The organism is Dorea sp. BIOML-A1, assembly GCF_009875615.1.
In the GTDB taxonomy this organism is placed as follows: domain Bacteria; phylum Bacillota; class Clostridia; order Lachnospirales; family Lachnospiraceae; genus Dorea_A; species Dorea_A amylophila.
The window spans coordinates 84,103-105,565 of sequence record NZ_WWSA01000005.1; the positions used below are offsets into that span (position 1 = coordinate 84,103).

Annotated in this window: 24 protein-coding genes and 1 pseudogene; 5 read left to right on the top strand and 20 right to left on the bottom strand. The window is 40.7% G+C overall.

Annotated features, from left to right (window positions below; genetic code table 11):
- Window positions 1–40 precede the first annotated feature (40 nt).
- Window positions 41–685 (top strand): cytidylate kinase-like family protein, encoded by a 645-nt coding sequence (locus tag GT508_RS03750; protein ID WP_055284228.1) that lies wholly within the window; start codon window positions 41–43, stop codon window positions 683–685.
- 93 nt (window positions 686–778) lie between these two features.
- Here the strand turns inward: GT508_RS03750 and GT508_RS03755 are convergent, their stop codons facing one another.
- Window positions 779–1,879, bottom strand: coding sequence for a tyrosine-type recombinase/integrase (locus GT508_RS03755; protein ID WP_161143591.1), 1,101 nt, complete (start codon window positions 1,877–1,879; stop codon window positions 779–781).
- Window positions 1,880–2,147: 268 nt separating this feature from the next.
- Window positions 2,148–2,540: a LysM peptidoglycan-binding domain-containing protein gene (locus GT508_RS03760; protein ID WP_117597469.1), complete on the bottom strand. Its 393-nt coding sequence runs from the start codon at window positions 2,538–2,540 to the stop codon at window positions 2,148–2,150.
- Between the two features lie 215 nt (window positions 2,541–2,755).
- Between GT508_RS03760 and lexA the strand changes: the two genes are divergently transcribed.
- A complete protein-coding gene (gene lexA / locus GT508_RS03765) occupies window positions 2,756–3,370 on the top strand; it encodes a transcriptional repressor LexA (protein WP_055284226.1) in 615 nt (204 codons plus the stop codon).
- A 137-nt stretch (window positions 3,371–3,507) separates the two neighbouring features.
- Here the strand turns inward: lexA and rsfS are convergent, their stop codons facing one another.
- From rsfS to GT508_RS03845, 16 genes are all read right to left on the bottom strand, one after another.
- Window positions 3,508–3,861, bottom strand: coding sequence for a ribosome silencing factor (gene rsfS, locus GT508_RS03770; RefSeq protein ID WP_028085917.1), 354 nt, complete (start codon window positions 3,859–3,861; stop codon window positions 3,508–3,510).
- Between the two features lie 2 nt (window positions 3,862–3,863).
- The gene (yqeK, locus tag GT508_RS03775) at window positions 3,864–4,448 is read right to left on the bottom strand and encodes a bis(5'-nucleosyl)-tetraphosphatase (symmetrical) YqeK (protein WP_028085916.1); all 585 of its coding nucleotides are present in this window, start codon (window positions 4,446–4,448) and stop codon (window positions 3,864–3,866) included.
- Window positions 4,449–4,481: 33 nt separating this feature from the next.
- The gene (gene nadD, locus GT508_RS03780) at window positions 4,482–5,087 is read right to left on the bottom strand and encodes a nicotinate-nucleotide adenylyltransferase (RefSeq protein WP_055284225.1); all 606 of its coding nucleotides are present in this window, start codon (window positions 5,085–5,087) and stop codon (window positions 4,482–4,484) included.
- An 18-nt stretch (window positions 5,088–5,105) separates the two neighbouring features.
- Complete coding sequence (gene yhbY / locus GT508_RS03785; protein WP_028085914.1) at window positions 5,106–5,399, bottom strand: ribosome assembly RNA-binding protein YhbY; 294 nt, start codon at window positions 5,397–5,399, stop codon at window positions 5,106–5,108.
- 44 nt (window positions 5,400–5,443) lie between these two features.
- The gene (obgE, locus tag GT508_RS03790) at window positions 5,444–6,724 is read right to left on the bottom strand and encodes a GTPase ObgE (protein ID WP_117597468.1); all 1,281 of its coding nucleotides are present in this window, start codon (window positions 6,722–6,724) and stop codon (window positions 5,444–5,446) included.
- Between the two features lie 104 nt (window positions 6,725–6,828).
- The gene (gene rpmA, locus GT508_RS03795) at window positions 6,829–7,110 is read right to left on the bottom strand and encodes a 50S ribosomal protein L27 (protein ID WP_006426549.1); all 282 of its coding nucleotides are present in this window, start codon (window positions 7,108–7,110) and stop codon (window positions 6,829–6,831) included.
- Between the two features lie 5 nt (window positions 7,111–7,115).
- On the bottom strand, window positions 7,116–7,445 hold the full coding sequence (locus tag GT508_RS03800) for a ribosomal-processing cysteine protease Prp (RefSeq protein ID WP_161143592.1): 330 nt from the start codon (window positions 7,443–7,445) through the stop codon (window positions 7,116–7,118).
- Between the two features lie 15 nt (window positions 7,446–7,460).
- Window positions 7,461–7,769: a 50S ribosomal protein L21 gene (gene rplU / locus GT508_RS03805; protein WP_028085911.1), complete on the bottom strand. Its 309-nt coding sequence runs from the start codon at window positions 7,767–7,769 to the stop codon at window positions 7,461–7,463.
- Window positions 7,770–7,915: 146 nt separating this feature from the next.
- Complete coding sequence (locus GT508_RS03810; RefSeq protein ID WP_161143593.1) at window positions 7,916–8,704, bottom strand: amidohydrolase family protein; 789 nt, start codon at window positions 8,702–8,704, stop codon at window positions 7,916–7,918.
- Window position 8,705: 1 nt separating this feature from the next.
- Entirely contained in the window at window positions 8,706–9,119 is a 414-nt protein-coding gene (locus GT508_RS03815; protein ID WP_055284222.1) for a CBS domain-containing protein, read from the bottom strand.
- Between the two features lie 25 nt (window positions 9,120–9,144).
- A complete protein-coding gene (locus GT508_RS03820; RefSeq protein ID WP_161143594.1) occupies window positions 9,145–10,476 on the bottom strand; it encodes an aspartate kinase in 1,332 nt (443 codons plus the stop codon).
- 216 nt (window positions 10,477–10,692) lie between these two features.
- Window positions 10,693–11,175 carry a Cys-tRNA(Pro) deacylase gene (gene ybaK / locus GT508_RS03825; protein ID WP_028085907.1) on the bottom strand — a complete coding sequence of 161 codons (483 nt, stop codon included), beginning with the start codon at window positions 11,173–11,175 and terminating at the stop codon, window positions 10,693–10,695.
- Between the two features lie 42 nt (window positions 11,176–11,217).
- Window positions 11,218–11,916 carry a TIGR03936 family radical SAM-associated protein gene (locus tag GT508_RS03830; protein WP_243144068.1) on the bottom strand — a complete coding sequence of 233 codons (699 nt, stop codon included), beginning with the start codon at window positions 11,914–11,916 and terminating at the stop codon, window positions 11,218–11,220.
- Window positions 11,917–11,935: 19 nt separating this feature from the next.
- The gene (locus GT508_RS03835; RefSeq protein ID WP_055284219.1) at window positions 11,936–13,801 is read right to left on the bottom strand and encodes a TIGR03960 family B12-binding radical SAM protein; all 1,866 of its coding nucleotides are present in this window, start codon (window positions 13,799–13,801) and stop codon (window positions 11,936–11,938) included.
- Window positions 13,802–14,091: 290 nt separating this feature from the next.
- On the bottom strand, window positions 14,092–15,252 hold the full coding sequence (locus tag GT508_RS03840) for a HAMP domain-containing sensor histidine kinase (RefSeq protein WP_161143596.1): 1,161 nt from the start codon (window positions 15,250–15,252) through the stop codon (window positions 14,092–14,094).
- Window positions 15,252–15,935 (bottom strand): response regulator transcription factor, encoded by a 684-nt coding sequence (locus tag GT508_RS03845; RefSeq protein WP_006426539.1) that lies wholly within the window; start codon window positions 15,933–15,935, stop codon window positions 15,252–15,254. The genes GT508_RS03840 and GT508_RS03845 overlap by 1 nt, the downstream gene beginning before the upstream one ends.
- A 93-nt stretch (window positions 15,936–16,028) precedes the next feature.
- On the opposite strand from GT508_RS03845, the gene GT508_RS03850 reads away from it, so the two are divergent.
- From GT508_RS03850 to GT508_RS03860, 3 genes are read left to right on the top strand one after another with little or no spacing between them, the layout of a single operon-like run.
- Window positions 16,029–16,172 carry a CD1871A family CXXC motif-containing protein gene (locus GT508_RS03850; protein WP_044919706.1) on the top strand — a complete coding sequence of 48 codons (144 nt, stop codon included), beginning with the start codon at window positions 16,029–16,031 and terminating at the stop codon, window positions 16,170–16,172.
- Window positions 16,165–17,073, top strand: a complete 909-nt coding sequence (locus tag GT508_RS03855) for a 4Fe-4S binding protein (RefSeq protein ID WP_161143597.1) — start codon at window positions 16,165–16,167, stop codon at window positions 17,071–17,073. Before GT508_RS03850 ends, GT508_RS03855 begins: the two co-directional genes overlap by 8 nt.
- A gap of 40 nt (window positions 17,074–17,113) precedes the next feature.
- The gene (locus GT508_RS03860; RefSeq protein ID WP_161143598.1) at window positions 17,114–18,022 is read left to right on the top strand and encodes a TlpA disulfide reductase family protein; all 909 of its coding nucleotides are present in this window, start codon (window positions 17,114–17,116) and stop codon (window positions 18,020–18,022) included.
- Between the two features lie 54 nt (window positions 18,023–18,076).
- Here GT508_RS03860 and GT508_RS03865 read toward each other — a convergent pair.
- Together GT508_RS03865 and GT508_RS03870 are read right to left on the bottom strand one after the other, a co-directional pair.
- Window positions 18,077–18,840 (bottom strand): annotated as a pseudogene (locus tag GT508_RS03865) (ABC transporter ATP-binding protein).
- Window positions 18,833–21,463, bottom strand: a complete 2,631-nt coding sequence (locus tag GT508_RS03870) for a hypothetical protein (protein WP_161143599.1) — start codon at window positions 21,461–21,463, stop codon at window positions 18,833–18,835. Before GT508_RS03870 ends, GT508_RS03865 begins: the two are co-directional and overlap by 8 nt.

Here is a 21,463-nt window from a genome sequence, read left to right on the forward strand (position 1 = left end):
AATATGTTTATATTAATTTATGTATAGGAGCGTGGTATATATGGCAAAGACAAATACAATCATTACGATCGGCCGTGAATATGGTAGTGCCGGACGCCAGATCGGATATAAAGTTGCTGAAGATCTCGGAATCAAATTATACGACAGAGAAATGTTGGAACGCGCAGCAAAGGAAAGTGGTATCTGCGAAGAACTTTTTGAAACACACGATGAAAAACCTACGAACAGTTTTCTGTATTCTCTGGTTATGGATTCCTACTCATTCGGATATCCTTCATCCAGTTATACAGACATGCCGATCAATCATAAAATTTTTCTCGCACAATTTGATACCATCCGCAAGATCGCATCGGAAGGTCCTTGTATTCTTGTTGGACGTTGTGCCGACTATGCACTGGAAGAATTTAATAATGTCTTAAGTGTATTCATTCATGCCGACATGGACGCAAGAGTCCGCAGAATCGCACGGATCTATGATCTGACAGATGCAAAAGCCAAAGATCTGATTAAAAAGACTGATAAGAGACGTTCCAGCTATTATAACTATTACAGCAATAAAAAATGGGGTGCTGCCGAAAGCTATAATATCTGCCTTGACAGTTCTCTTCTTGGAATTGACGGGACAGCAAAGGCAATCGAACAGTTAGTAGCATTAAAAGAAACTGTTACAGACAGAAAATTGTAAATCAAAAATCTCTGACGTATAAATATAAATTGTATATTTTATGTCAGAGATTTTTTGCATGTTACGGCATGAAAATGTTCGATTCTGTATATCTTACAATTCCCGCAATTTAACTGCTGAAGCTGCTTTACGGCGGCGGTTGTCATCTATTGCGGCATAGTGCTTTTTCGTCGTATTTACATCTTTATGTCCCAGAACATCCGCCACAAGATAAATATCACCGGTCTCTTTATATAATGATGTGCCATAGGTACTGCGAAGTTTGTGCGGTGTGATCTTCTTATTCGGCGTTACCTGTCTGGCATACTTTTTCACCATATTTTCAACTGCCTGGACACCCATACGCTTTCTCTGTGTCGATAAGAACAATGCCTGTTCATGGCCGGAGAGGGGAGTAGCTGCCTCGCGGTCACCCGTTATATAATTTTCAAGTGCTCCGGCAACTTCATCGCCAAAATACACAACCATCTGATTGCCACCTTTTCTGGTAACCGTAATTCCATTGTTCTTAAAATCTACATCCTTGAGATCCAGTCCGACACATTCGGACACACGGATACCGGTTCCTAATAACAGCGTAAGAATAGCAATATCACGGTCCCGCGTTTTCTTATAGTAATTCAGTGCCTGTCCGGTCAGGTGATCGCCTGCAGATTCCACAAAATCCAACAACAAAGCAACTTCATCGGTATCTAGACGTATAATTGCTTTATCATGTAGTTTTGGCATATCTACCAGAAGTGTCGGATTCTTCTGTATGATCTGATGTTTGAAATAATATCCGTAAAAACTTCTAAGAGCAGACATTTTACGTGCCAGCCCTTTTTCCCCATTGGTGATCAATTCACCGTCCTCATCGCGTTTATATACTTTCAGGTATTCCAGATATTCCTCAATATCTACAGGTTCAAGGTTCTCCAGATCCCGGGGCATAAAACGGTCCATCGTATAATTCTTATACACAGGATTATTTTCCATAAGGAAATGGAAAAACACACGGATATCGTAAGCGTAGTTAATGCGGGTACGTGCAGATGATTTTGGTTCCATAGCACGGAAATAGTCCTTCGCAAAAGGCGGCAAAGTCTTTAAGACTTCACGAAGGCGTAACGTCTGATCAATCTGACTCTGTTCATGATAATTATGCGGTTTGTTTGATGCCGTGTTTGTTAGGTTGGTAGATGAATCAATCATGTAATAGAAAACCTCCTGAATAGAAATGATGGAATAAAAGTATCAATAAAATAATAAAAATTCCTCATAAAACAATATAATTATAGCAGAATTCGTTATTTCCGTCTATATCTTTTGGAAAAATCGGTATTTGTCGTATAGATATGTACCAATAACAAAATGGCAATGAACTACTATTTTTCATTCATTGCCGTGGGTGAGTATAATATATATAAGCCTTTCAGCATATATATCGGAATGATTCTGTTTTAAAGAATGATTTAAAAAATCATCTGTAATCGTAATATGGAACGGTCAGATACTGACTGTCCTGAATCTGATCGGATGAAAGCTTATTGATCTTTTTTACTTCTGTAATATAAGCATTGAAAGATTCATAATCTTCAGTTATATATTCCTCTGCAATATTCCAAAGAGTATCTCCTGAATGAATCTGAATACTTTTATAGTACTTGCATCTTACCGGATCATCCTTGACATTATCATGTGCACTCACAAGACCGCTCCCATAAAATGCACTGAGTCCAAGAATCATAAACAAAGAAAAAATACCAACAAATAGCTTCTTTACATGTACACTTCTTTTTCTTCGGCTGCTTGCCCTGTTGTAACCGGTATAATTACTTCCTCTGCTTTCTCTATAGATTCTCTTTGTATCCATCTCGTACCCCTCCATCTATTCTTCAAAACAGTTTTGCACGAACATTTGTTCTCTACGTCATCTATTATACAAGTCGAACAAATGTTTGTCAATAGATTCCGCCATATATTTCGAACATATTTTCTAAACATCTGTTTGCGTTTTCCGATATCCTGTGTTATCATTAAATATATAATAATTAACGAATTTACAATCCATCTTAAGGAGGACATAATATGGCGCAGGGGAAAATAACTGCAAAGCAGGAAGAAATATTAGAATATATCAAATCCCAGATACTGGAGCGTGGCTTCCCGCCATCAGTCAGAGATATCTGTGAAGCAGTTCATCTGAAATCTACTTCTTCTGTTCACTCTCATCTGGAAACTCTTGAGAAGAATGGATATATCAGAAGGGATCCAACCAAACCACGTGCGATTGAGATCCTGGATGACTCTTTTAATTTTAACCGCCGCGAAATGGTAAATGTGCCTGTCATCGGACATGTTGCCGCAGGAGAACCACTTCTCGCAGAACAGAACATAGAGAACTACTTCCCTATCCCGATGGAATATATGCCTAACAAACAGACTTTTATGCTCAAAGTACATGGCGAAAGTATGATCAATGCTGGTATTCTTGATGGAGATTTTGTACTGGTCGAACAGTCTGCTGTTGCCGATAATGGAGATATTGTAGTCGCATTGCTTGAAGACAGTGCCACCGTCAAAAGATTTTACAAAGAAGAAGGTATCTTCCGTTTACAACCGGAAAATGATGCGTTGGAACCAATTATCGTCCGTGATCTTCAGATTATGGGAAAAGTGATCGGAGTTTTCCGTTTCTTCTAAACGATATTTTTCAGAAAAAGACCCCAGGCAATATATCAAAAAACGGATTTCTGTTTTACATGATATATTTGCCTGGGGTCTTTAACAAAAGTTCATTCTACATACTAAATACTAACAAACTTTTATTTTATGATACTTTATAATTCATTTACATCATCAATTCTCTTTCCATCATTCCAGATACGCTCCAGATTATAGAACTGACGGTTTTCTCTGTCAAAAATGTGTACGATCACATCACCGAAGTCGATCAACACCCACGCTCCGCTTCTGTGTCCTTCTGTCTCTTTTGCAGCATATCCTGCTTTATGCATCTTTTCTTCTACATTCTCAACAAGTGCACGTACCTGACTGTCACTGTTACCATTTGCAATTACAAAATAATCTGCAAGAACAGATACCGATGAAATATCAATCGCACATACATTTTCACCCTTTTTATCTTCTAACGCTTCAAATGCGATTTTTGCCATTTCCTTTGCCTGATCCATACTTAATCCTCCTTTCCCATTTCTTTTTTATAATAATCATACGTTTTTTGTGTCATAGGATCCACCGCAATCTTCCTGCTGTTCAGGTATACCAGTGAATCTTTTAAAATCCGGTACAGACATTCATCAATATTCTGAAAAGCAAGCCGTCTTACGTCCGCCATATTCGGCAGTTCTCTTCTGCCCGGCTCGATATAATCCGCAATGTATATGATTTTTTCCAGCATCGTCATAGCCGGACACCCTGTTGTATGGCTTTCAATCGCATGAATAATCTCTTTATCTGTCACACCATATTTTTCATGAGCCAGACAGGCACCCAGTTTTGCATGCAGCAGACTTGGGTTCTCTCTTTCTATGTCTGATACTGTAAAGCCGTATTTCCCGCACAGATGCAGTTTCTTATCATTTGGGATACATTTTGCGCAGTCATGCAACAAACCGGCATACAGGGCTTTCAGCACGTCCACATCATAACGCATAGCCATCGAAGCGGCCGTATACATCACACCCAGAGTATGCTGGTAGCGGTTATCGTCCAGTTCTTTCTTTAGCACATGCTGTATTTTTATGATTCTTTCATCCATTACCGTATTCCTTCTTTTGTTTTTTCTCTGATACTATCGATATAAATGATGCTGCTTTATATAACTGCATACAGCAGCCGGCATATATTCCGAGACGGAATCCCCGGACTGAAGACTGGCACGCAGTTCATGAGATGAGACAGGCATAAGAGGCGTCTCCAGCAGACGTATCTTTGCATGATATTTTTCAGACAAATATTGTATCTGTCTGTTCATCTCCTCTTTTGTCTTCACCTCATTGCGATAGGTAGCAAGAATTGTACATGTCGGAAAGATTCGTTCCGGATGTACCCACGTCTCGATTGCCATAAGAGAGTCCGCACCAATGATAAAATAGAATTCATCGTCCGGATATATTTTGCTAAAATGTTCCATCGTCTGGTAAGAACAGGATACTTCCGCTCTCAATGCCTCGTATGGCTGCAGAACAAACTCTGGAAACGGTGCAATCGCAAGACTGGTCATCTTCATCCGGTCTTCTGCAGTGGATTTTATTGTCTCGCTCTTTTTATGCGGAGGATTCCCGTTCGGCATAAACCAGATCTGATCCAGGGAAAATGCTTCATATGCAGCATGTCCCAGCATCAGATGCCCGTTATGGACCGGATCAAAGGTTCCTCCCATAATCCCTATCTTCATTTGAATCTCCTACCTGTATTATTTTGGCAGCTCTATCTTCTTGTGTTTGTCTTTGCCTTCTTTATATAATACGATCTTCTTACCGATTACCTGTACGACCTGTGAATGTGTACGTTCTGCGATCACTTCTGCAAGTGCACGCGGATCATCTGCGCAGTTCTTAAGTACACTGACTTTGATCAGTTCTCTTGCGTCCAGTGCCTCCTGGATAGCTTTGGTAACTTCCGGTGTCATGCTGTTCTTTCCAATCTGGAAGATTGGATCTAAATTCATAGCAAGACCTTTTAAATAAGCTCTCTGTTTTGTTGTCATCTTTAATCTCCTCTTTATACCATCAACGGACCGCATCTGAACTATTATTTGTAATAGTCAAACTGCAGGCCATACATTCGTACTGTATCTCCCTCCTGGATACCAGCTTCTTCAAGCTGCTCCAGAATTCCTGAATCCTTGAGGAATTTCTGGAAAAATGCAAATCCTCTCTCGGAATCCAGATTTGTATATCCCAGCATCTTTTCGATCTTCGGCCCTTCTACCACGTACATATCGTCTTCTTTTTCGACTGTATACGGAAGATCGTTCATAGGAATCTCTTCCTCAGGGAAATATTCCTGTTCAAATACAATTGTCTCCTGATCCAGATGCTGTAATTCGTTCGATACATAATAAAGTAATTCCTTAATTCCCTGTCCGGTTACTCCGGAAATCGGAAATACCTTTACTCCCTGTGGTTCGAATTCGTCTTTCAGGCGCTGTACCGGATCATCCTCTGTAAAGATCGCATCAATCTTATTCGCTGCGATCACCTGTGGACGGTTCGCAATGTCAGCATTATATGCCTTTAATTCGTTGTTGATCTTATAGATATCATCTACCGGATCCCGTCCTTCTGTTCCAGCCGCATCTACTACATGGATCATCAGTTTGGTGCGTTCGATATGACGCAGGAACTGATGTCCAAGTCCGACACCCTCTGATGCTCCTTCGATCAGTCCTGGAATATCTGCGATTACAAATCCATTCGCATCCGGAAGATCTACAACACCAAGATTTGGATTCAGTGTTGTAAAATGATAATTGGCAATCTTCGGCTGTGCGTTAGTTACGCGTGATAAGAACGTAGACTTTCCGACATTCGGAAATCCCACAAGCCCTACATCAGCGATCACTTTTAATTCCAGATCAACATACAATTCTTTTGCAGGCTGTCCCGGCTGTGCATACTTTGGAACCTGCATGGTTGCAGTTGCAAAATGCTGGTTTCCAAGACCACCTTTGCCACCTTTTAAGATGATCTGTCTGCGGTTGTCTCCGGACATATCTGCGATGACTTTACCGGATTCTGATTCTTTAATAACCGTTCCCTCCGGAACTTTCAGGACAATATCTTCACCGTCCGCACCATGGCATCTGCGCTTACCGCCCTGTTCACCGTCTCTTGCTGTAAATTTTCTCTTGTGCCTGTAGTCCTGAAGCGTATTCAGTCCTTCGTCGACTTCAAATATAACGTCTCCGCCACGTCCGCCGTCACCGCCATCCGGACCTCCATTCGCTACATACTTCTCGCGCCGGAAACTCACATGACCGTCTCCGCCTTTTCCTGCTCTAATAAATATCCTTGCTCTGTCTGCAAACATACTGTATTCCTTTCATCTATAATAAATAAACGGAAGTCAAAAAAAGCGCGCTGCATCATAACCGAAAGAAGTTAATCATTGCAACGCACTTTTTCAACTCATAATTAAGCTACTGGATAGATAGAAACCTGTTTCTTATCTTTTCCTTTTCTTTCAAATCTTACAACGCCATCAACGAGTGCGAATAATGTATCGTCACCGCCGCGTCCTACATTGATTCCCGGGTGAATCTTTGTTCCGCGCTGTCTGTAAAGAATGTTACCAGCTTTTACAAACTGTCCGTCAGCTCTTTTAGCACCAAGTCTTTTAGACTCAGAATCTCTACCGTTCTTTGTAGAACCTACACCTTTTTTATGAGCGAAAAACTGAAGGTTTAATTTCATCATGGTTGTTACACCTCCTCGAATGTTAAATCAATATATTCTGCATAGTTGTCATCATCTACCATCTGTTCCAGGCCAAGAATCATTGCATTCAGCAAAAGCCTTGCATCTTTTGAAGGATGATTCAGATGATAAGAAATCATTCCCGTCTCATCTTCCGAAATCAGACTTGCGTCATCTTCCGTAAATTCTTCAATTGCATTTATTGTGTTGATTACCAGAATAGAAGCAGCGGCACATACAATATCCTGTCCCGGACTTGCATATTCGGCATGTCCTTCCGTCTGAAAACCTACACACTCTTTATACTTGTTCTGAAAGATCGTTACATGAATCATGGATGCTCTCCAATATTAAGCGTTGATTTTTTCAATCTTAACTGCAGTATACTGCTGTCTGTGACCGTTTTTCTTGTGGTATCCAGATTTTCTCTTGTACTTGTAAACGATAACTTTTCTAGCTTTACCGTTTTCAACTACAGAAGCTTCAACTGTTGCACCTGCAACTGTCGGATTACCAACTTTTAATCCGTTGTCACTTACTGCAAGAACCTGGTCAAATGTAAAAGTCTCTCCAGCCTCTACGCCAAGTTTCTCTACTTTAATGATATCGCCTTCGGCTACTTTGTACTGTTTACCACCTGTTGCTATAATTGCGTACATATGGCACCTCCTATTATCATTACTCGCCAGTTACGGTGTCTGACTGATGATTCCGGCAGAACTTCAACCTCACTGTGCGGCATACTAGAAGATAATAGCATATGTTTCTCGAAAATGCAAGCATTATCAGAAATATTTTTAATCTTTTATATTCCAAGCAGTTTTTTCGCATTTCCTGAAAAGACTGCCATCTTCTCTTCCTCTGTCAACGGCATCTGATCGAATAATGTCACAAATTTCTTCTGATCAGCCCATGGAGAATCCGTTCCGAACAGGATCCTGTCTGCGCCATGCATATGTACCATCCGCAAGAACTGTTCCTCCGGCATTCTATCCAGAATGACACCCGTATCAAAATATACATTCTGCCCTACCAAATATTTTTCCACCTCATCCCACATTTCGTTTCCACCCATATGGGCAAGTACCAGTTTTTCCGGCTTTACATCATCCAGAAGCTTTCTTGCCATCTTTGGCGTGCAATGTACATCTTTTGGACATTTCGGATCCGCTCCGGCATGGACTACCGTGATAAGTCCAAGTTCCGATGCTGTATCGACAATATGTTCATAGCGGATATCATCAAAATACATATCCTGATAATCCGGATGAAGTTTGATTCCCTTCAATCCCAGATTTTTGATCTCTTTTAATATTTCTTTATAATTTTCACATTCCGGATGGATTCCTCCGAATGAAATAACTGCCCCTTCTGTAAAAGCAGACGCAAAACGGTTAATAGATTCTACCTGCGATACTTTCGTCACCGCCGGAAGTGAAACAGAAACATCAACTCCCGCTTTCTTCATAGAATCACAAAGTCCGATATGTGTTCCGTCTGCAAACGGACTTGCTCCAAAAATGTCAGAAAGATAGTCGAGCGTCCGCCCGGCTATCTTATCTGGAAATATGTGTGTATGAAAATCAATGATCATTTTACTCTCCACATTCTTTTAATCTGTCATAACAGTAACCTATAATATCTCTTCTAGTGATAATTCCGATGAAATGTCCCTGATCATCGATCACTGGAACAAAATTCTGTTCCATTGCGCGTCCGATCAGATCTTCCATATTCGATTCTGCTGTCACGCACTGATAATCCACACGTCTTTTAATCTTCATGATACTGATTGATTCTGCCTCTTTAATATTAAATAGATCCAGCTCCTTCAGTGACCATAAAAGATCTCCCTCTGTGATAGAACCGACATATTTCCCCTCTTTATTTAATATCGGTACACAGGAATACTTGTGATATTCCATAATCTCCAAAGCCTGTCGCAAAGTGTGATAATCATAAATGTAAGCAAGATCACTTTTCGGCTTCAGAAAAAACATAATATTCATAGCTAATGAAAGCCTCCCCAATTTATTAAACTATTGTATTTACAAAAATATCATAAACCGCATTGATAGCAGCATCAAAATCATGGCTTCTGACACCAATGATGATATTCAGCTCACTGGAACCCTGATCGATCATCTTGACATTGACATTTGCATGTGCAAGTGCTGCAAATATACGTCCGGAAGTTCCCCTGGTCGCACGCATACCTCTTCCTACAACAGCAATCAGTGCCAGATCTGACTCCAGTTCCAGAAAGTCAGGCTCTACGGCTCTGTGGATTCCCGCAATGACATCCTGTTCTTTTTCTTCAAATTCATCTCTGTGAACGAAGATCGTCATAGTATCGATTCCTGACGGCATGTGTTCAATAGAAATATGATTATTTTCAAAAACTTCTAATACCTTGCGGCAGAATCCGACTTCTGAGTTCATCATTGCTTTTTCGATTGTGATAGAAGCGAAATCCTTCTTACCGGCAATACCTGTGATCGTAAAACGAGGTTTTCTGCATGTGTCTTCTACGATCAGCGTTCCCTTATCTTCCGGTGCATTTGTATTACGGATATTGATCGGTATTCCCTCTTTACGTACAGGGAAGATCGCATCCTCATGAAGTACGGTTGCTCCCATATAAGATAACTCGCGCAGTTCTCTGTATGTGATCACATCGATCGGCTTTGGATTCTTGATGATTCTAGGATCAGCGATCAGGAAACCAGATACATCGGTCCAGTTCTCATACATGTCTGCATGCACAGCCTTTGCAACGATCGATCCTGTAATATCAGATCCGCCACGGGAAAATGTCTGGATACTTCCGTCAGGTTTTGCCCCGTAGAATCCCGGGATGACTGCACGTTCCGTATTCTCCAGTCTTGCAGACAGGATCTCATGCGTCTTATCTCCGTCAAAATTACCATTCTCATCAAATACGATCACTTCTGCAGCATCAATAAATTCATATCCAAGATATGCTGCCATAATGATACCATTCAGATATTCTCCACGGGAAGCCGCATAATCTCTTCCGATTTTCTTGCTGAAGTTTGTACGGATTGTCTTAAATTCCTCATCCAGACTCAGTTCCAGATCCAATCCTCTGATAATGCTGTTATATCTCTCTTTGATTGCTTCTAACTGCTCTTCAAAGTCTTTTTCCGCATCTTCCCCAAGGATTGCCTGTCCATAACAACTGTATAACATATCCGTTACTTTTGTATCATCCGGCGTACGTTTACCAGGTGCAGACGGAATGACATATCTTCTGGATTCCTCTTTTCTGATAATGTTACCTACTTTTTTAAACTGCTCGGCACTTGCAAGCGAACTACCACCAAATTTTACAACTTTTTTCACTTTTCGTATTCCTCCAACCAAGTATTTTCTGAAATGCATTCATATTCTTTCGCTATAAAAACGTAACTGTATTTATCTTACATCATTTTTGCGCGCACTTCAATGCAATAATGTGTTAATATGTGCGGGAATAACGATTGATTTTTAGAACTACTGCATAAATATACATGCTTTTCAGGTACTCTCTGATTCTCCCCACAGCATCACTGCATGCGGTTATGGGCGGATTACATCTGCAAATTCTGCTTTTGCAACCTTCTGAAGATCCTGTGGTGCAAGCCGGATCTGCATTCCAAGTTTCCCGCCGCTGACATGCATATATTCCAGTTCCTTTGCATCTTCCTGAATCACGGTAGGGAACTGCTTCTTCATGCCGATCGCCGTGCAGCCCCCGCGGACATATCCGGTCACTTTCGTCAGATCCTTTAAATGCAGCATCTCCAGTGATTTCTCACCAACAACTTTTGCCGCTTTCTTAAAATCAATCTCGGCTTCGATCGGAATCACGAATACATAATGGTTCCCTGTTTTTCCTGTTGTTACCAGCGTCTTATAGACCAGCTTGTGGTCATATCCAAGTTTGTCTGCGGTCTGGATACCGTCTGTAAAATCATCGCATTCATATTCTTCATAACTATATGAAACCTTTGCGCGGTCCAGCATACGCATGGCATTTGTCTTTACTTCCTTTTTACTCATGTTTAATCACTCCTGTCAGATTGATGGAAGTCCGTTATATCTTTATAAAATATCTTTCCCAAGTCCATCCAGCGAAATGAACTCTGTCTTTCCTTCTTCTGCGTCCGGATTCTTTGCATACACATCAATTCTATGAATATGCACTGGTGTTTCTTCCGGATCTTCTCCTGCAAATTTCAAGAACGCTTCTGCCACCAGATCCGGCTTCAGATTCTGCTCACTTCCGGTTGCAAGATACAGATAGATGCCATCGTCCAGTGCAGCCATTTTGTAGATCATCGGTTTGATATCAACTTCTTTTTCACTTCGCTTGGTCTTTTTCAACACCACGATCTCCGGCTGCGCCATGAATGCCTCCACCTTTCCTTTCCAGCTTTCCGGGAGCACGCGGATCTCTTCTGCATGCCTGAACGTCTCAGGAAATGTTACTTTATAATCTGCGGCAGCAACGATCGTCATACCACTGGCTTTCTTATCCGATGAAATCTCACGGAAGCTTATGACTTCTATTCCTTCCACCATCACTGCATTCAACTGCGCAACCGCGTTTTCGGAAGAAATCGGTTTCGTGATCTCGATATCAAAATATTCCCCGTCACTTGTCACACCGACTCCGAGCGGCTGTGCGAATGACATGATCATATGCGGGCTGTATCCAGTTGTAAATGCAATCGGAATCTCTGCCCTGCGGATCGCCTTCTGGAAATAACGCATCACATCCAGGTGTCCGATGAAACGCATGACTCCATATTTGCGGAATTTAATTCTTACTTTCAATACAGACACCTCCTTTCCATTTTGCAACACCGCAGCCGGAACATTTCATACGGCAGTTCGGTGTTACTTCTGCATTCATTGCATGATTCCACTCTTGTTTCAGGAATTCTTTTGTTACGCCGATATCGATGAAATCCCATGGAAACACCTCATCTAAAGGCCTTTCCCTGAGATTATAGAATGCGATATCAATGCCCGTATTTTCAAATGCCTGCATCCATTTGTCATTATCAAACTGATCGCTCCAGGAGTCATACAGACATCCCAGACGGTAAGCTTCTTTGATGACTTCAGAAGTTTTTCTATCACCTCTTGCAAATACACCTTCCAGAACAGTAACTTCCGCATCGTGCCAGTGATACTTCAGGCTCTTTCGGTTAAGCTGTTCATTAAATGCATGCTTTACGATCGCTGCTCTGGAAATGTATTCTTCATTCGTATACATTCTTGCCCACTGGAATGGTGTGAACGGCTTTGGAATGAAGAATGATGTACTCGTTGTAATCTGACATTTTCCATTCCGCTGCTCTTTCGGGATCTCATAGTAACGTCTGGCAATCTGATCTGCAAGTTCCGGGATTGCCCGCATGTCCTCTTCGGTTTCAGTCGGAAGTCCCAGCATAAAGTAAAGTTTTACCTTATTCCAGCCACCGTCAAACGCCTGTCCGGCTCCCCCAATGATGTCCTCTACCGTAAGGCCTTTGTTGATCACATTACGCATTCTCTGCGACCCGGCTTCCGGTGCAAATGTCAGGCTGCTCTTTCGGATATCCTGTACCTGTCCCATCACATCCAGTGAAAATGCATCTATACGTAGAGACGGAAGACTGATATTGATTCCCTGTGATTTGAACTCATCGATCAGGAAAGTTACCAGTTCTCTTAAATGGCTGTAATCACTGGAGCTTAATGAACTGAGGGAAATTTCCTCGTGTCCGGTACTCTTTAACATCTTATATGCATAATCTTTTAAGACTTCTACATCCTTTTCGCGGGTCGGACGATATAACATTCCGGCCTGGCAGAAACGGCATCCGCGGATACAGCCTCTCTGAATCTCAAGAACAACTCTATCCTGTGTTGCCTTGATAAACGGTACGACCGGTTTCTCCGGATACGTTGCACTGGTCATGTCCATAACCACCTGCTTTTTGATTTTTTCTTTTGCATGTGGATTATTCGGACGGAAGCTCTCAATCGTTCCGTCTTCCTTATATGTCACATCATAGAACGCAGGCACATAGATTCCTTCGATTTCTGCTGCCATCTCCAGAAATTCTTTTCTCGTCCCGCCACGTTTCTTGTTCTCTTTGTAGACATTTAGCAGTTCATCATAGACTGTCTCGCCTTCCCCCATGTAAAAAAGATCAAAAAACTCCGCCAGCGGTTCCGGATTATACGTACAAGGTCCCCCACCGATCACAATTGGATCATCCCAGGTACGGTCTGCTGCCTGCATCGGAATCCCACTTAAGTCCAGCACCTGTAAAATGTTGGTGTAACACATCTCATACTGGATCGTGATTCCAAGAAAATCGAAATCCTTAATCGGATCCTGCGACTCCAGTGCGAACAGCGGAATCTTCTGTTCTCTCATAATCTGATCCAGATCGGTCCACGGCGAATAGACACGTTCACACCACACATCATCCCGGCGGTTGAACATGTCATAAAGGATCTGTATTCCCAGATGCGACATTCCTATTTCGTAGACATCCGGGAAGCACATGGCAAATCTAATAGACACCTTTTCAGGGTCTTTCATGACCGAATTCACTTCATTCCCGATATAACGTGCCGGTTTCTCTATTTTTAGTAATATTTCATCATTTAACGCAAGCTTTCTCATTAAATCTCCTTGTATTTTTGTACATGTTGCACAATAATTTTCTTATTGTTTTTTTCATAAATCTTTAATTATTTTCTTTTTTTTGGGGCTTTTTTTCTGCCTGTTTTTTTACTGTTTTTCATTGCATTTTGGAATCAAAATCGTAAATTACTACAAAACCTGTAAAACACTAAATGCTGACTAACGTTTATCAACGTTCAGTAATGTTTACCAATATATAATAATATATGGTAATCAGTTAGGAGTCAATCCTATTTACAAGCATCTTTTTTTGTTCTTTTTTTGAATAACTATTCCTTTGATTTCTGTTCAAAAATCACCTCAAAGATTGTTCCACCTGCAGGGTTTGACTTAATGCTGATACTGCCATCGTGCACTCTCACAATCTCATGAACCAGAGCAAGTCCAAGTCCTACACCACCAAGCTCTCGGCTTCTGGATTTATCCACGCGAAAGAATGGTTCAAATACACGTTCCCTGAGTTCTTTCGGAATTCCGCTTCCGGTATCCTCTACTAACAGGTAAATATGTTTTTGGTTTTTGTATGCATTTACTGTAACCTGTCCATCTGAATGATTGTATTTTATAGCATTCTCAACAAGATTGTATACCAGCCTATAAATAAGGATATCACTTCCAATCATCGTTATATTCTTATATTTTCCAATAAGTTTTATATTCTTTTCCTGTGCAAGAGGTTCCAAATCTTCCAATACCTCGTCAACGAGATCATTAAGGATAATTTTTTCATCCCGTCCTACAGTCTGAAGCTCACTCATGTCAAGAAGTGTTTTTACCATCTTGCCAAGCCTGTCATTTTGTTCCGTCAACATCTTTATCATCTGTACGGTGTCTGCATCACTGCCCGGATGCTGAGTGGAATGATACAAGTCAAGCTGTACCTGCATTAACGATAATGGAGTTCGAAGCTCATGTGCTGCACTCGCAGTAAATTGTCTCTGTATCTCAAATGCATCCGAGAGGCGTTCAAGCATCTTGTTATACGAAACACTAAGCTGATTCAGTTCTTTAATCTTACATTCTTCTATTCCCGAATCTGCCAGGTTTTGAGCCTGCACTTCTTCAATTTTATCAGAAAACTCACGAATTGGTTTAAGCGCATGTCCACTTATAAAATATGCGGCCACTCCACCAAGGAGAGCCAATAAAGCCGAAACTATCAGACTGTTTCTTTTGTAGTCTTCTTTATTATTGTACACTTGAACAGAAAAATCATTTGAGAACTCATCCCACTTATCCTCTGGTATGCTGATGTATATTTCTTCCGAACCACCTCCGCTGTCATCTCCCTGAGCGTCAACAGCCTTTTGCAGGGAATCCATATAATACACACCATTTTTATAGACAAACATTGTCAGGCACCCACATATAATCGCAATACACAATGTAGTTATACACGTAAGTCTCCACTGCAGTGACATTTTTTTCATCAATCAGACTCCTCTCGTATTTTATATCCTTCTCCAACCTTATTCATAATTGCATCATATCCAAGCACTGCCTTAAGCTTTCTCCTTAGCGAAGACATATGCACCCGGATGGCTCCACTGAAGCTATCCACAGATGCATCCCAGACATGCTCCATCAATTCCTCCTGACTTACCGGTCTTCCCAGGTTAAGAAGCAAATATTCCAAAATTCCTTTTTCTTTTCTTGTCAGGGAAATCTTTGTTTCCTTTGCATATGCCTCACGTTTTATCGTGTCGAACATGATATCGCCACTTTCCAGACATACATCCTTTTGTACAAATTTCCTTCTTGTCAGACTTCTGATACGAGCCTCAAGTTCCTGTAGATGAAACGGCTTTTCCATATAATCATTCGCACCAGCATCCAACCCTTCGACTTTATCTGCAATCTGCCCTCTTGCCGATAATATAAGAACCTTTGTCTCCTCATTGCTCTGTCTGAGTTCTTTTAGGATTTCCATCCCATCCATGCCGGGCAGATTCAGATCCAGAACAATCAAATCATAATTTTCTGTCAGGATGTATTCCAATGCCTCTTCCCCATCATAACAGGTATCCACCTCGTACCCGGCATCATACAGACTTTTCGCAACCGCATCACATATTTGTTTTTCATCTTCAACTATTAATAATCTCAAAATCATTCCACCCTCTTCTTAACGAAAATTTCACACTGACTATTGTATAATACCGAAGTCAGCTGGTCAACAAATACAACCAACGAAAGGAGTAACAAAATCTTGAAGTGCAAAAAAATATTTCAATTTGTAATATTCATCACAGGTACAGCCATGATTGGCTATGGTGTGATCCGAGGTGAAGCTGCTGCCGTCTTTGGCAAAGCAATAAAATTATGTCTGGAGTGTGTTGGAATTGGATAAAAAAACGAAATTACTATCAAAAAAAGTTGCCAGAATACGGGGATTGATACAGGCAATTGCCACATTACTTACCAATATCCATATTCCCAATTTACTTAAAGGCAAAATATATCAGGGCAAGATTAAAACAGTATGTGTGCCAGGATTAAACTGCTATTCCTGTCCTGCTGCGACAGGAGCCTGCCCCATTGGAGCCTTTCAGGCGGTTATCGGATCCTCCCGATTTAAATTTTCATATTACATAACCGGTTTTTTCATTCTGCTTGGTGTGACACTCGGAAGATTTATCTGTGGTTTTTTATGCCCGTTTGGCTGGTTTCAGGATTTACTTCATAAAATCCCCGGGAAAAAATTTTCCACAGCCCGGCTGAAACCGCTAAGATACCTGAAATATATAATCCTCATTGTTTTCGTTATTCTTCTGCCATTGTTTGTAACGAACTCTATAGGGATGGGGGATCCATTCTTCTGTAAATACATTTGCCCACAAGGTGTTTTGGAAGGAGCCATACCACTGTCACTTGGAAATACTGCTATAAGGTCTGCACTTGGAACACTTTTTTCTTTTAAATGTCTTATTTTAATTACAGTTGTTGTGTTGAGTATTTTGTTTTACAGGCCGTTCTGTAAATGGATCTGTCCTCTTGGAGCGATCTATTCATTATTTAATAAGATCAGCTTTCTTAATATTAAAGTTGAAGGCAGCAAATGTGTCGGATGCAATCAATGTTCAAAGGCATGTAAAATGGATATTGATGTGTGCAAGACTCCGAATCATCCAGAATGTATACGATGCGGGGCTTGCATCAAGGCTTGTCCAAAAGATGCGATCCAATATCAGTTTCTGGGAAAAACATGCCCCAAAAAAGAACAGCAGCAATCAACCATAACCAACCGGTAACTATTAATTTTATTACTATTATTTTAAGGAGCAATTATTTATGAAAACAAAAAGAACATTTCTCTCTATTTTAACACTTTGCATAGCATTATTATTTACAGCATGTAGCGGGAAAGGAACTGCAGACACAGAAAAATCTCAGAATACCAAGACTGAATCCGGCTCAAAATCTGCAGACGATTCCGACTCTAAACTGAATGATTTATATCAGCAGGAAAATCAGATCTTCGCAGATCATGAAGATGTATGGAACAAAGCATTTGGCATGATGAGTAAAAGTGCTGCGGATCCAAATGGAAATTATGCGGATTCTCTGGCTGACACTGTTGAATCAAACAAGGAGTCTTTTACAGATGACGAGCTGAAAACACTTACCGCTGATATTGAAACTATCCGAAAAATCGAGGAACAGATCGCTGAGATTGAAAAGAAAAATACAGGATCCGATAAGACTGATCAGAAAAACAGTTCCAAAGACGCATCTCCTTTCAAGAATTTCTCTGGTCAGGATTATGATGGGAATTCTGTTGATGAAAGCCTGTTTTCCAAAAATGCAGTAACTGTCATCAATTTCTGGTTCACCGGCTGCAAACCTTGTGTTGCCGAATTATCTAAACTTAACGAATTAAACGATGCAATCAAATCAATGGGTGGAGAAGTTGTAGGTATCAACACAGAAACCTTCGACGGAAACAAAACTGCTATAAAAGAAGCAAAGACTATTCTCGAAAAGCAGGGTGCTAAATATCGCAATCTTTCCATTGACTCTTCTTCAGATGCAGGGAAATACGCATCCGATATCATGGCATTTCCTACAACAATACTGGTCGATAGAAATGGTAATATTGTAGGTGATCCGATGCTCGGCGGGATTGATAATCAAGACAATTATGATACTCTGATGAAACAGATTCAGTCTGTCATCGATGCTGATAGCACAAAAAAATAAAAATATGCAAAAGGCTCCCTGTGTATTCCACAGAGAGCTCTTTTTGTGAATCTTTTACAACTCTTTCATTTTCTCAAGAATCTCCTGATAAAATGCCTCCTGATCCCCACTGTTCTTCAGATCTTCCAGTATCACACCATCTTTCAACAGGATCAGCCGGCTGCAATAGCTTGCCATCTGCGGATCATGTGTGACCATAATAATCGTCTTTCCCATATGTTCATTAATGTCCTTCAATGCATCAATCACAATCTTTCCGGACTTGGAATCGAGATTTCCGGTCGGCTCATCCGCAAGGATCAAATCTGGATTATTGATCAACGCACGGCAAATCGCAACTCTCTGTTTTTCTCCGCCGGGCACTTCATATGGCTGCTTCTCGAGAAGGTGTGATAAACCAAAGTTTTCGGCATATGCTTCTACATTCTTATAACACTTATCAACCGGTGCCTTGTCCAACACCATCGGCAGCATGATGTTCTCCTTTACAGACAGACTATTTAACAGATAAAAATCCTGAAACACAAATCCAATCTCTCTTCTTCGTATATCCGCCAGTTCATCACTCCATAATTCTGACGCATCCTTTCCCGTAAAGAAAACTTCCCGGAAGTCGGTTTGTCGATCAAGCCAAGCACTTTTAAAAGTGTTGTCTTACCGCAACCTGATTTTCCCATGATCCCGACAAATTCCTGTTCTTCAATGGTAAAATCCAGCCCTTTTAAAACTTTAATTTCTTCTTCATCCTGTCTGTCAGAATGAACCATTTTATAATTTCGGACAAGGTTCTCCACTTTCATAACTTCCCGTTTATTCATCTTTTCCTTCCACCTTTCGAATGATAAATCTTCCTAATATCCATGCAAATCCCCACTGTACTGCCAGATACATAAGCCATATCCAGACAGCATGTTTCAGCCATGCAATTCTGACGGCATGCGTATACATCCGAGCATGAAACGTTGCTGCTATAAAGATACTGGTCACGACTATCGTTATCAGCTCCGGCAGCCAGTAAAAGTAATACAGTTCTCTTTTCAGGAGTGATACTCGTTCTTTCTTTCGCATTCCCATACATTTCAAAAAGTCAGCCCTTACTTTCTTATCACTCATTTCTGATAACGATTTAATATACATCAGGAAAAGGCCGGAGATGGTCATTGTAAGCAATACGAATGTATTTATGATCAGTTTCATCGTATATTCTGTCTTCAGATCATTGACTGCCGTCTTTTTTGAATACCAGCAATGTACTTCGAAATCATACTGCGCTTCATATGTATGATTCTTTTCCAGCTTTTTCATTTTCTTTTCAATTGCTTTCTGGTATTTTGGGTCTGCCTGGATCAGTACAAGCTTCGTCGGACCCTGCTTAATTGTGACACCATCTATTCGCAAGGCCTTTTCTTCTATCTTGTCTCCGGTTAATATGTTCGTGTATTTCCACATTCCCTGTGCTTTCTTGAAATATGCATCCGAGAATACAACGATATTTTCCAGTTTTCCCTGACGGAAACATCCAATCAGACTTCCAATTTCTTCCCCTTCTATTGTTCTTTTCGGATATGCTTTGCTCGGCGAATATAAGGTATAATATTCACACGGAAGACCGATATGCAAAAATGGTTTCTTCTTTCCAAATGTCCAATCCACCGGCTGTGCCTTCACGGAGCGATCCTGTTGGTGCACCAGATATACCTTCTTTCCATTTCGATCAAGATGCATTGCTTCTTCCTTATACGATGGATCTACATATTTTTTCAATTGTTTGTATGTCGATTCAGAAATCCCGATCTGTTGTCCCTGCGGTCTTTTTCCTTGTTGCACGCCTTCGTTTTGTTCTGTCTTATCTGCATTTGCCACACGCACCATCGGATATTCTATGATTTTTGCCTGATAACCGTTCTTTATCCTATCAAAAATCGCATCATCTCCATCATCTGCAATACAGACAAAATCATACGGATACAGACTTTCCGGCTTCTCTGCAATCGTTACCGAAACTACCTGAAACAGAAAGTAAAACACTGCGCATACGTTCAATATTGTAAGTGCCAGCACATACCTTGCAGTTGTCTTTGATTTATAATACAAATGATTCCGGTTCAGCATCTGTGGCAGATATACCGGTGTCTTTTTTGCACGTCTCAAATATCCGGCTCCTACAAAACGAATCAGTAAAAATATACCCGCAAAGAATGCAAAGAGCAGATACATACTTTCATGATTTCTCAACTGCCGGTATTCGAATATAGCGATCATACAGATTATGATTCCGGCTGTTATGAATAACTTTGTCCTCCTCTGCGGCATAGGTTCTTTTGCAATGTTTCTAATCGATGCCCTGACCAGATTGAAATCCGATACGATATCCCTGGTCGCCATCAATGCAATTATATACACTGCCAACACCACCAACGTACCTTTCACATAAGTAAGCCACGTCACCTTTGACAGAACAATTCCTTTTGCCAGCATTGAGAAAATCACTTTCCGGAACAGAAACATGATCATATTTCCCAATAGACCGCCGGCAATCAGCGAACACAAAAAAGCGACTACGATCTCTATCCCAATAATCGTATACAACGCTTTTTTTCGAATTCCCAGCGTCACGAATACACTGTAATTCTGCGTCCATTTTTTCATGTAAAATACGAGAACAAACACCATCAAAAAGATGGCACATACCGCCATCGGAAGCATTGCATTCAGCAATATCCTTCCAAGTCCTTCACCCAGCAGGAAATTCTCTGCCCGGTGAGCCTTCGCCATCATCTGATATATTCCAAGTCCTGCAAAGGAGAATGCAGAAACGATTACACCACAGAACAGCAGGAGGCCGTAATCTTTCCAGTCATATTTAAAATTGTGCCAGACCATCTGATAAAAAAGTTTGGTATAATTTCCCGGAAAATATAATCTCCTGCGCTCTTCTTCTTTTTCTTCCCGTTCCTTTTCCGCAAATATTTCTGCTGATTCCTTGGCATCTTTCCATACATCAAGCATTTTACTGATCAGCACTTCTGCCATAACAAATATCATGATGATTGCAGAAATCAGAATCGTTTTTGTTGAATTATCCACAAGCATTCCAAATCCAGATTCATTCACCACAATATATACACCTAGAACAACTAACGCAGCGATATTCAGATAATATTCCTTATGCAGCCACTGCGTCACTATATGTAATACAATCACGATCTGAAATACAATAAGCAGTATTAACTGTATCCTGATTATCGTAATATTCCCATCCCAGTCAGACGCTGCCATCTCCGAAAGTGCTTTTATTCCTTTTGCTTTGATTCGGAAATATGCTGCATATATACTGTAATTCTTCCCTTTCAAAACCACCCACGGAAGCTGAATAAAAATCAAAATCATACCGTACATAATTGTCGATACAATATATCTTCTTTTCTTTGTTTCTTTCAT

Coding starts and splice junctions, on each gene's coding strand:
- GT508_RS03750 (WP_055284228.1), top strand. CDS start 41: ATGGCAAAGACAAATACAATCATTACGATCGGCCGTGAATATGGTAGT.
- GT508_RS03755 (WP_161143591.1), bottom strand. CDS start 1,879: ATGATTGATTCATCTACCAACCTAACAAACACGGCATCAAACAAACCG.
- GT508_RS03760 (WP_117597469.1), bottom strand. CDS start 2,540: ATGGATACAAAGAGAATCTATAGAGAAAGCAGAGGAAGTAATTATACC.
- lexA (WP_055284226.1), top strand. CDS start 2,756: ATGGCGCAGGGGAAAATAACTGCAAAGCAGGAAGAAATATTAGAATAT.
- rsfS (WP_028085917.1), bottom strand. CDS start 3,861: ATGGATCAGGCAAAGGAAATGGCAAAAATCGCATTTGAAGCGTTAGAA.
- yqeK (WP_028085916.1), bottom strand. CDS start 4,448: ATGGATGAAAGAATCATAAAAATACAGCATGTGCTAAAGAAAGAACTG.
- nadD (WP_055284225.1), bottom strand. CDS start 5,087: ATGAAGATAGGGATTATGGGAGGAACCTTTGATCCGGTCCATAACGGG.
- yhbY (WP_028085914.1), bottom strand. CDS start 5,399: ATGACAACAAAACAGAGAGCTTATTTAAAAGGTCTTGCTATGAATTTA.
- obgE (WP_117597468.1), bottom strand. CDS start 6,724: ATGTTTGCAGACAGAGCAAGGATATTTATTAGAGCAGGAAAAGGCGGA.
- rpmA (WP_006426549.1), bottom strand. CDS start 7,110: ATGATGAAATTAAACCTTCAGTTTTTCGCTCATAAAAAAGGTGTAGGT.
- GT508_RS03800 (WP_161143592.1), bottom strand. CDS start 7,445: ATGATTCATGTAACGATCTTTCAGAACAAGTATAAAGAGTGTGTAGGT.
- rplU (WP_028085911.1), bottom strand. CDS start 7,769: ATGTACGCAATTATAGCAACAGGTGGTAAACAGTACAAAGTAGCCGAA.
- GT508_RS03810 (WP_161143593.1), bottom strand. CDS start 8,704: ATGATCATTGATTTTCATACACACATATTTCCAGATAAGATAGCCGGG.
- GT508_RS03815 (WP_055284222.1), bottom strand. CDS start 9,119: ATGAATATTATGTTTTTTCTGAAGCCGAAAAGTGATCTTGCTTACATT.
- ybaK (WP_028085907.1), bottom strand. CDS start 11,175: ATGAGTAAAAAGGAAGTAAAGACAAATGCCATGCGTATGCTGGACCGC.
- GT508_RS03830 (WP_243144068.1), bottom strand. CDS start 11,916: ATGCGTTTCATCGGACACCTGGATGTGATGCGTTATTTCCAGAAGGCG.
- GT508_RS03835 (WP_055284219.1), bottom strand. CDS start 13,801: ATGAGAAAGCTTGCGTTAAATGATGAAATATTACTAAAAATAGAGAAA.
- GT508_RS03840 (WP_161143596.1), bottom strand. CDS start 15,252: ATGAAAAAAATGTCACTGCAGTGGAGACTTACGTGTATAACTACATTG.
- GT508_RS03845 (WP_006426539.1), bottom strand. CDS start 15,935: ATGATTTTGAGATTATTAATAGTTGAAGATGAAAAACAAATATGTGAT.
- GT508_RS03860 (WP_161143598.1), top strand. CDS start 17,114: ATGAAAACAAAAAGAACATTTCTCTCTATTTTAACACTTTGCATAGCA.
- GT508_RS03870 (WP_161143599.1), bottom strand. CDS start 21,463: ATGAAAGAAACAAAGAAAAGAAGATATATTGTATCGACAATTATGTAC.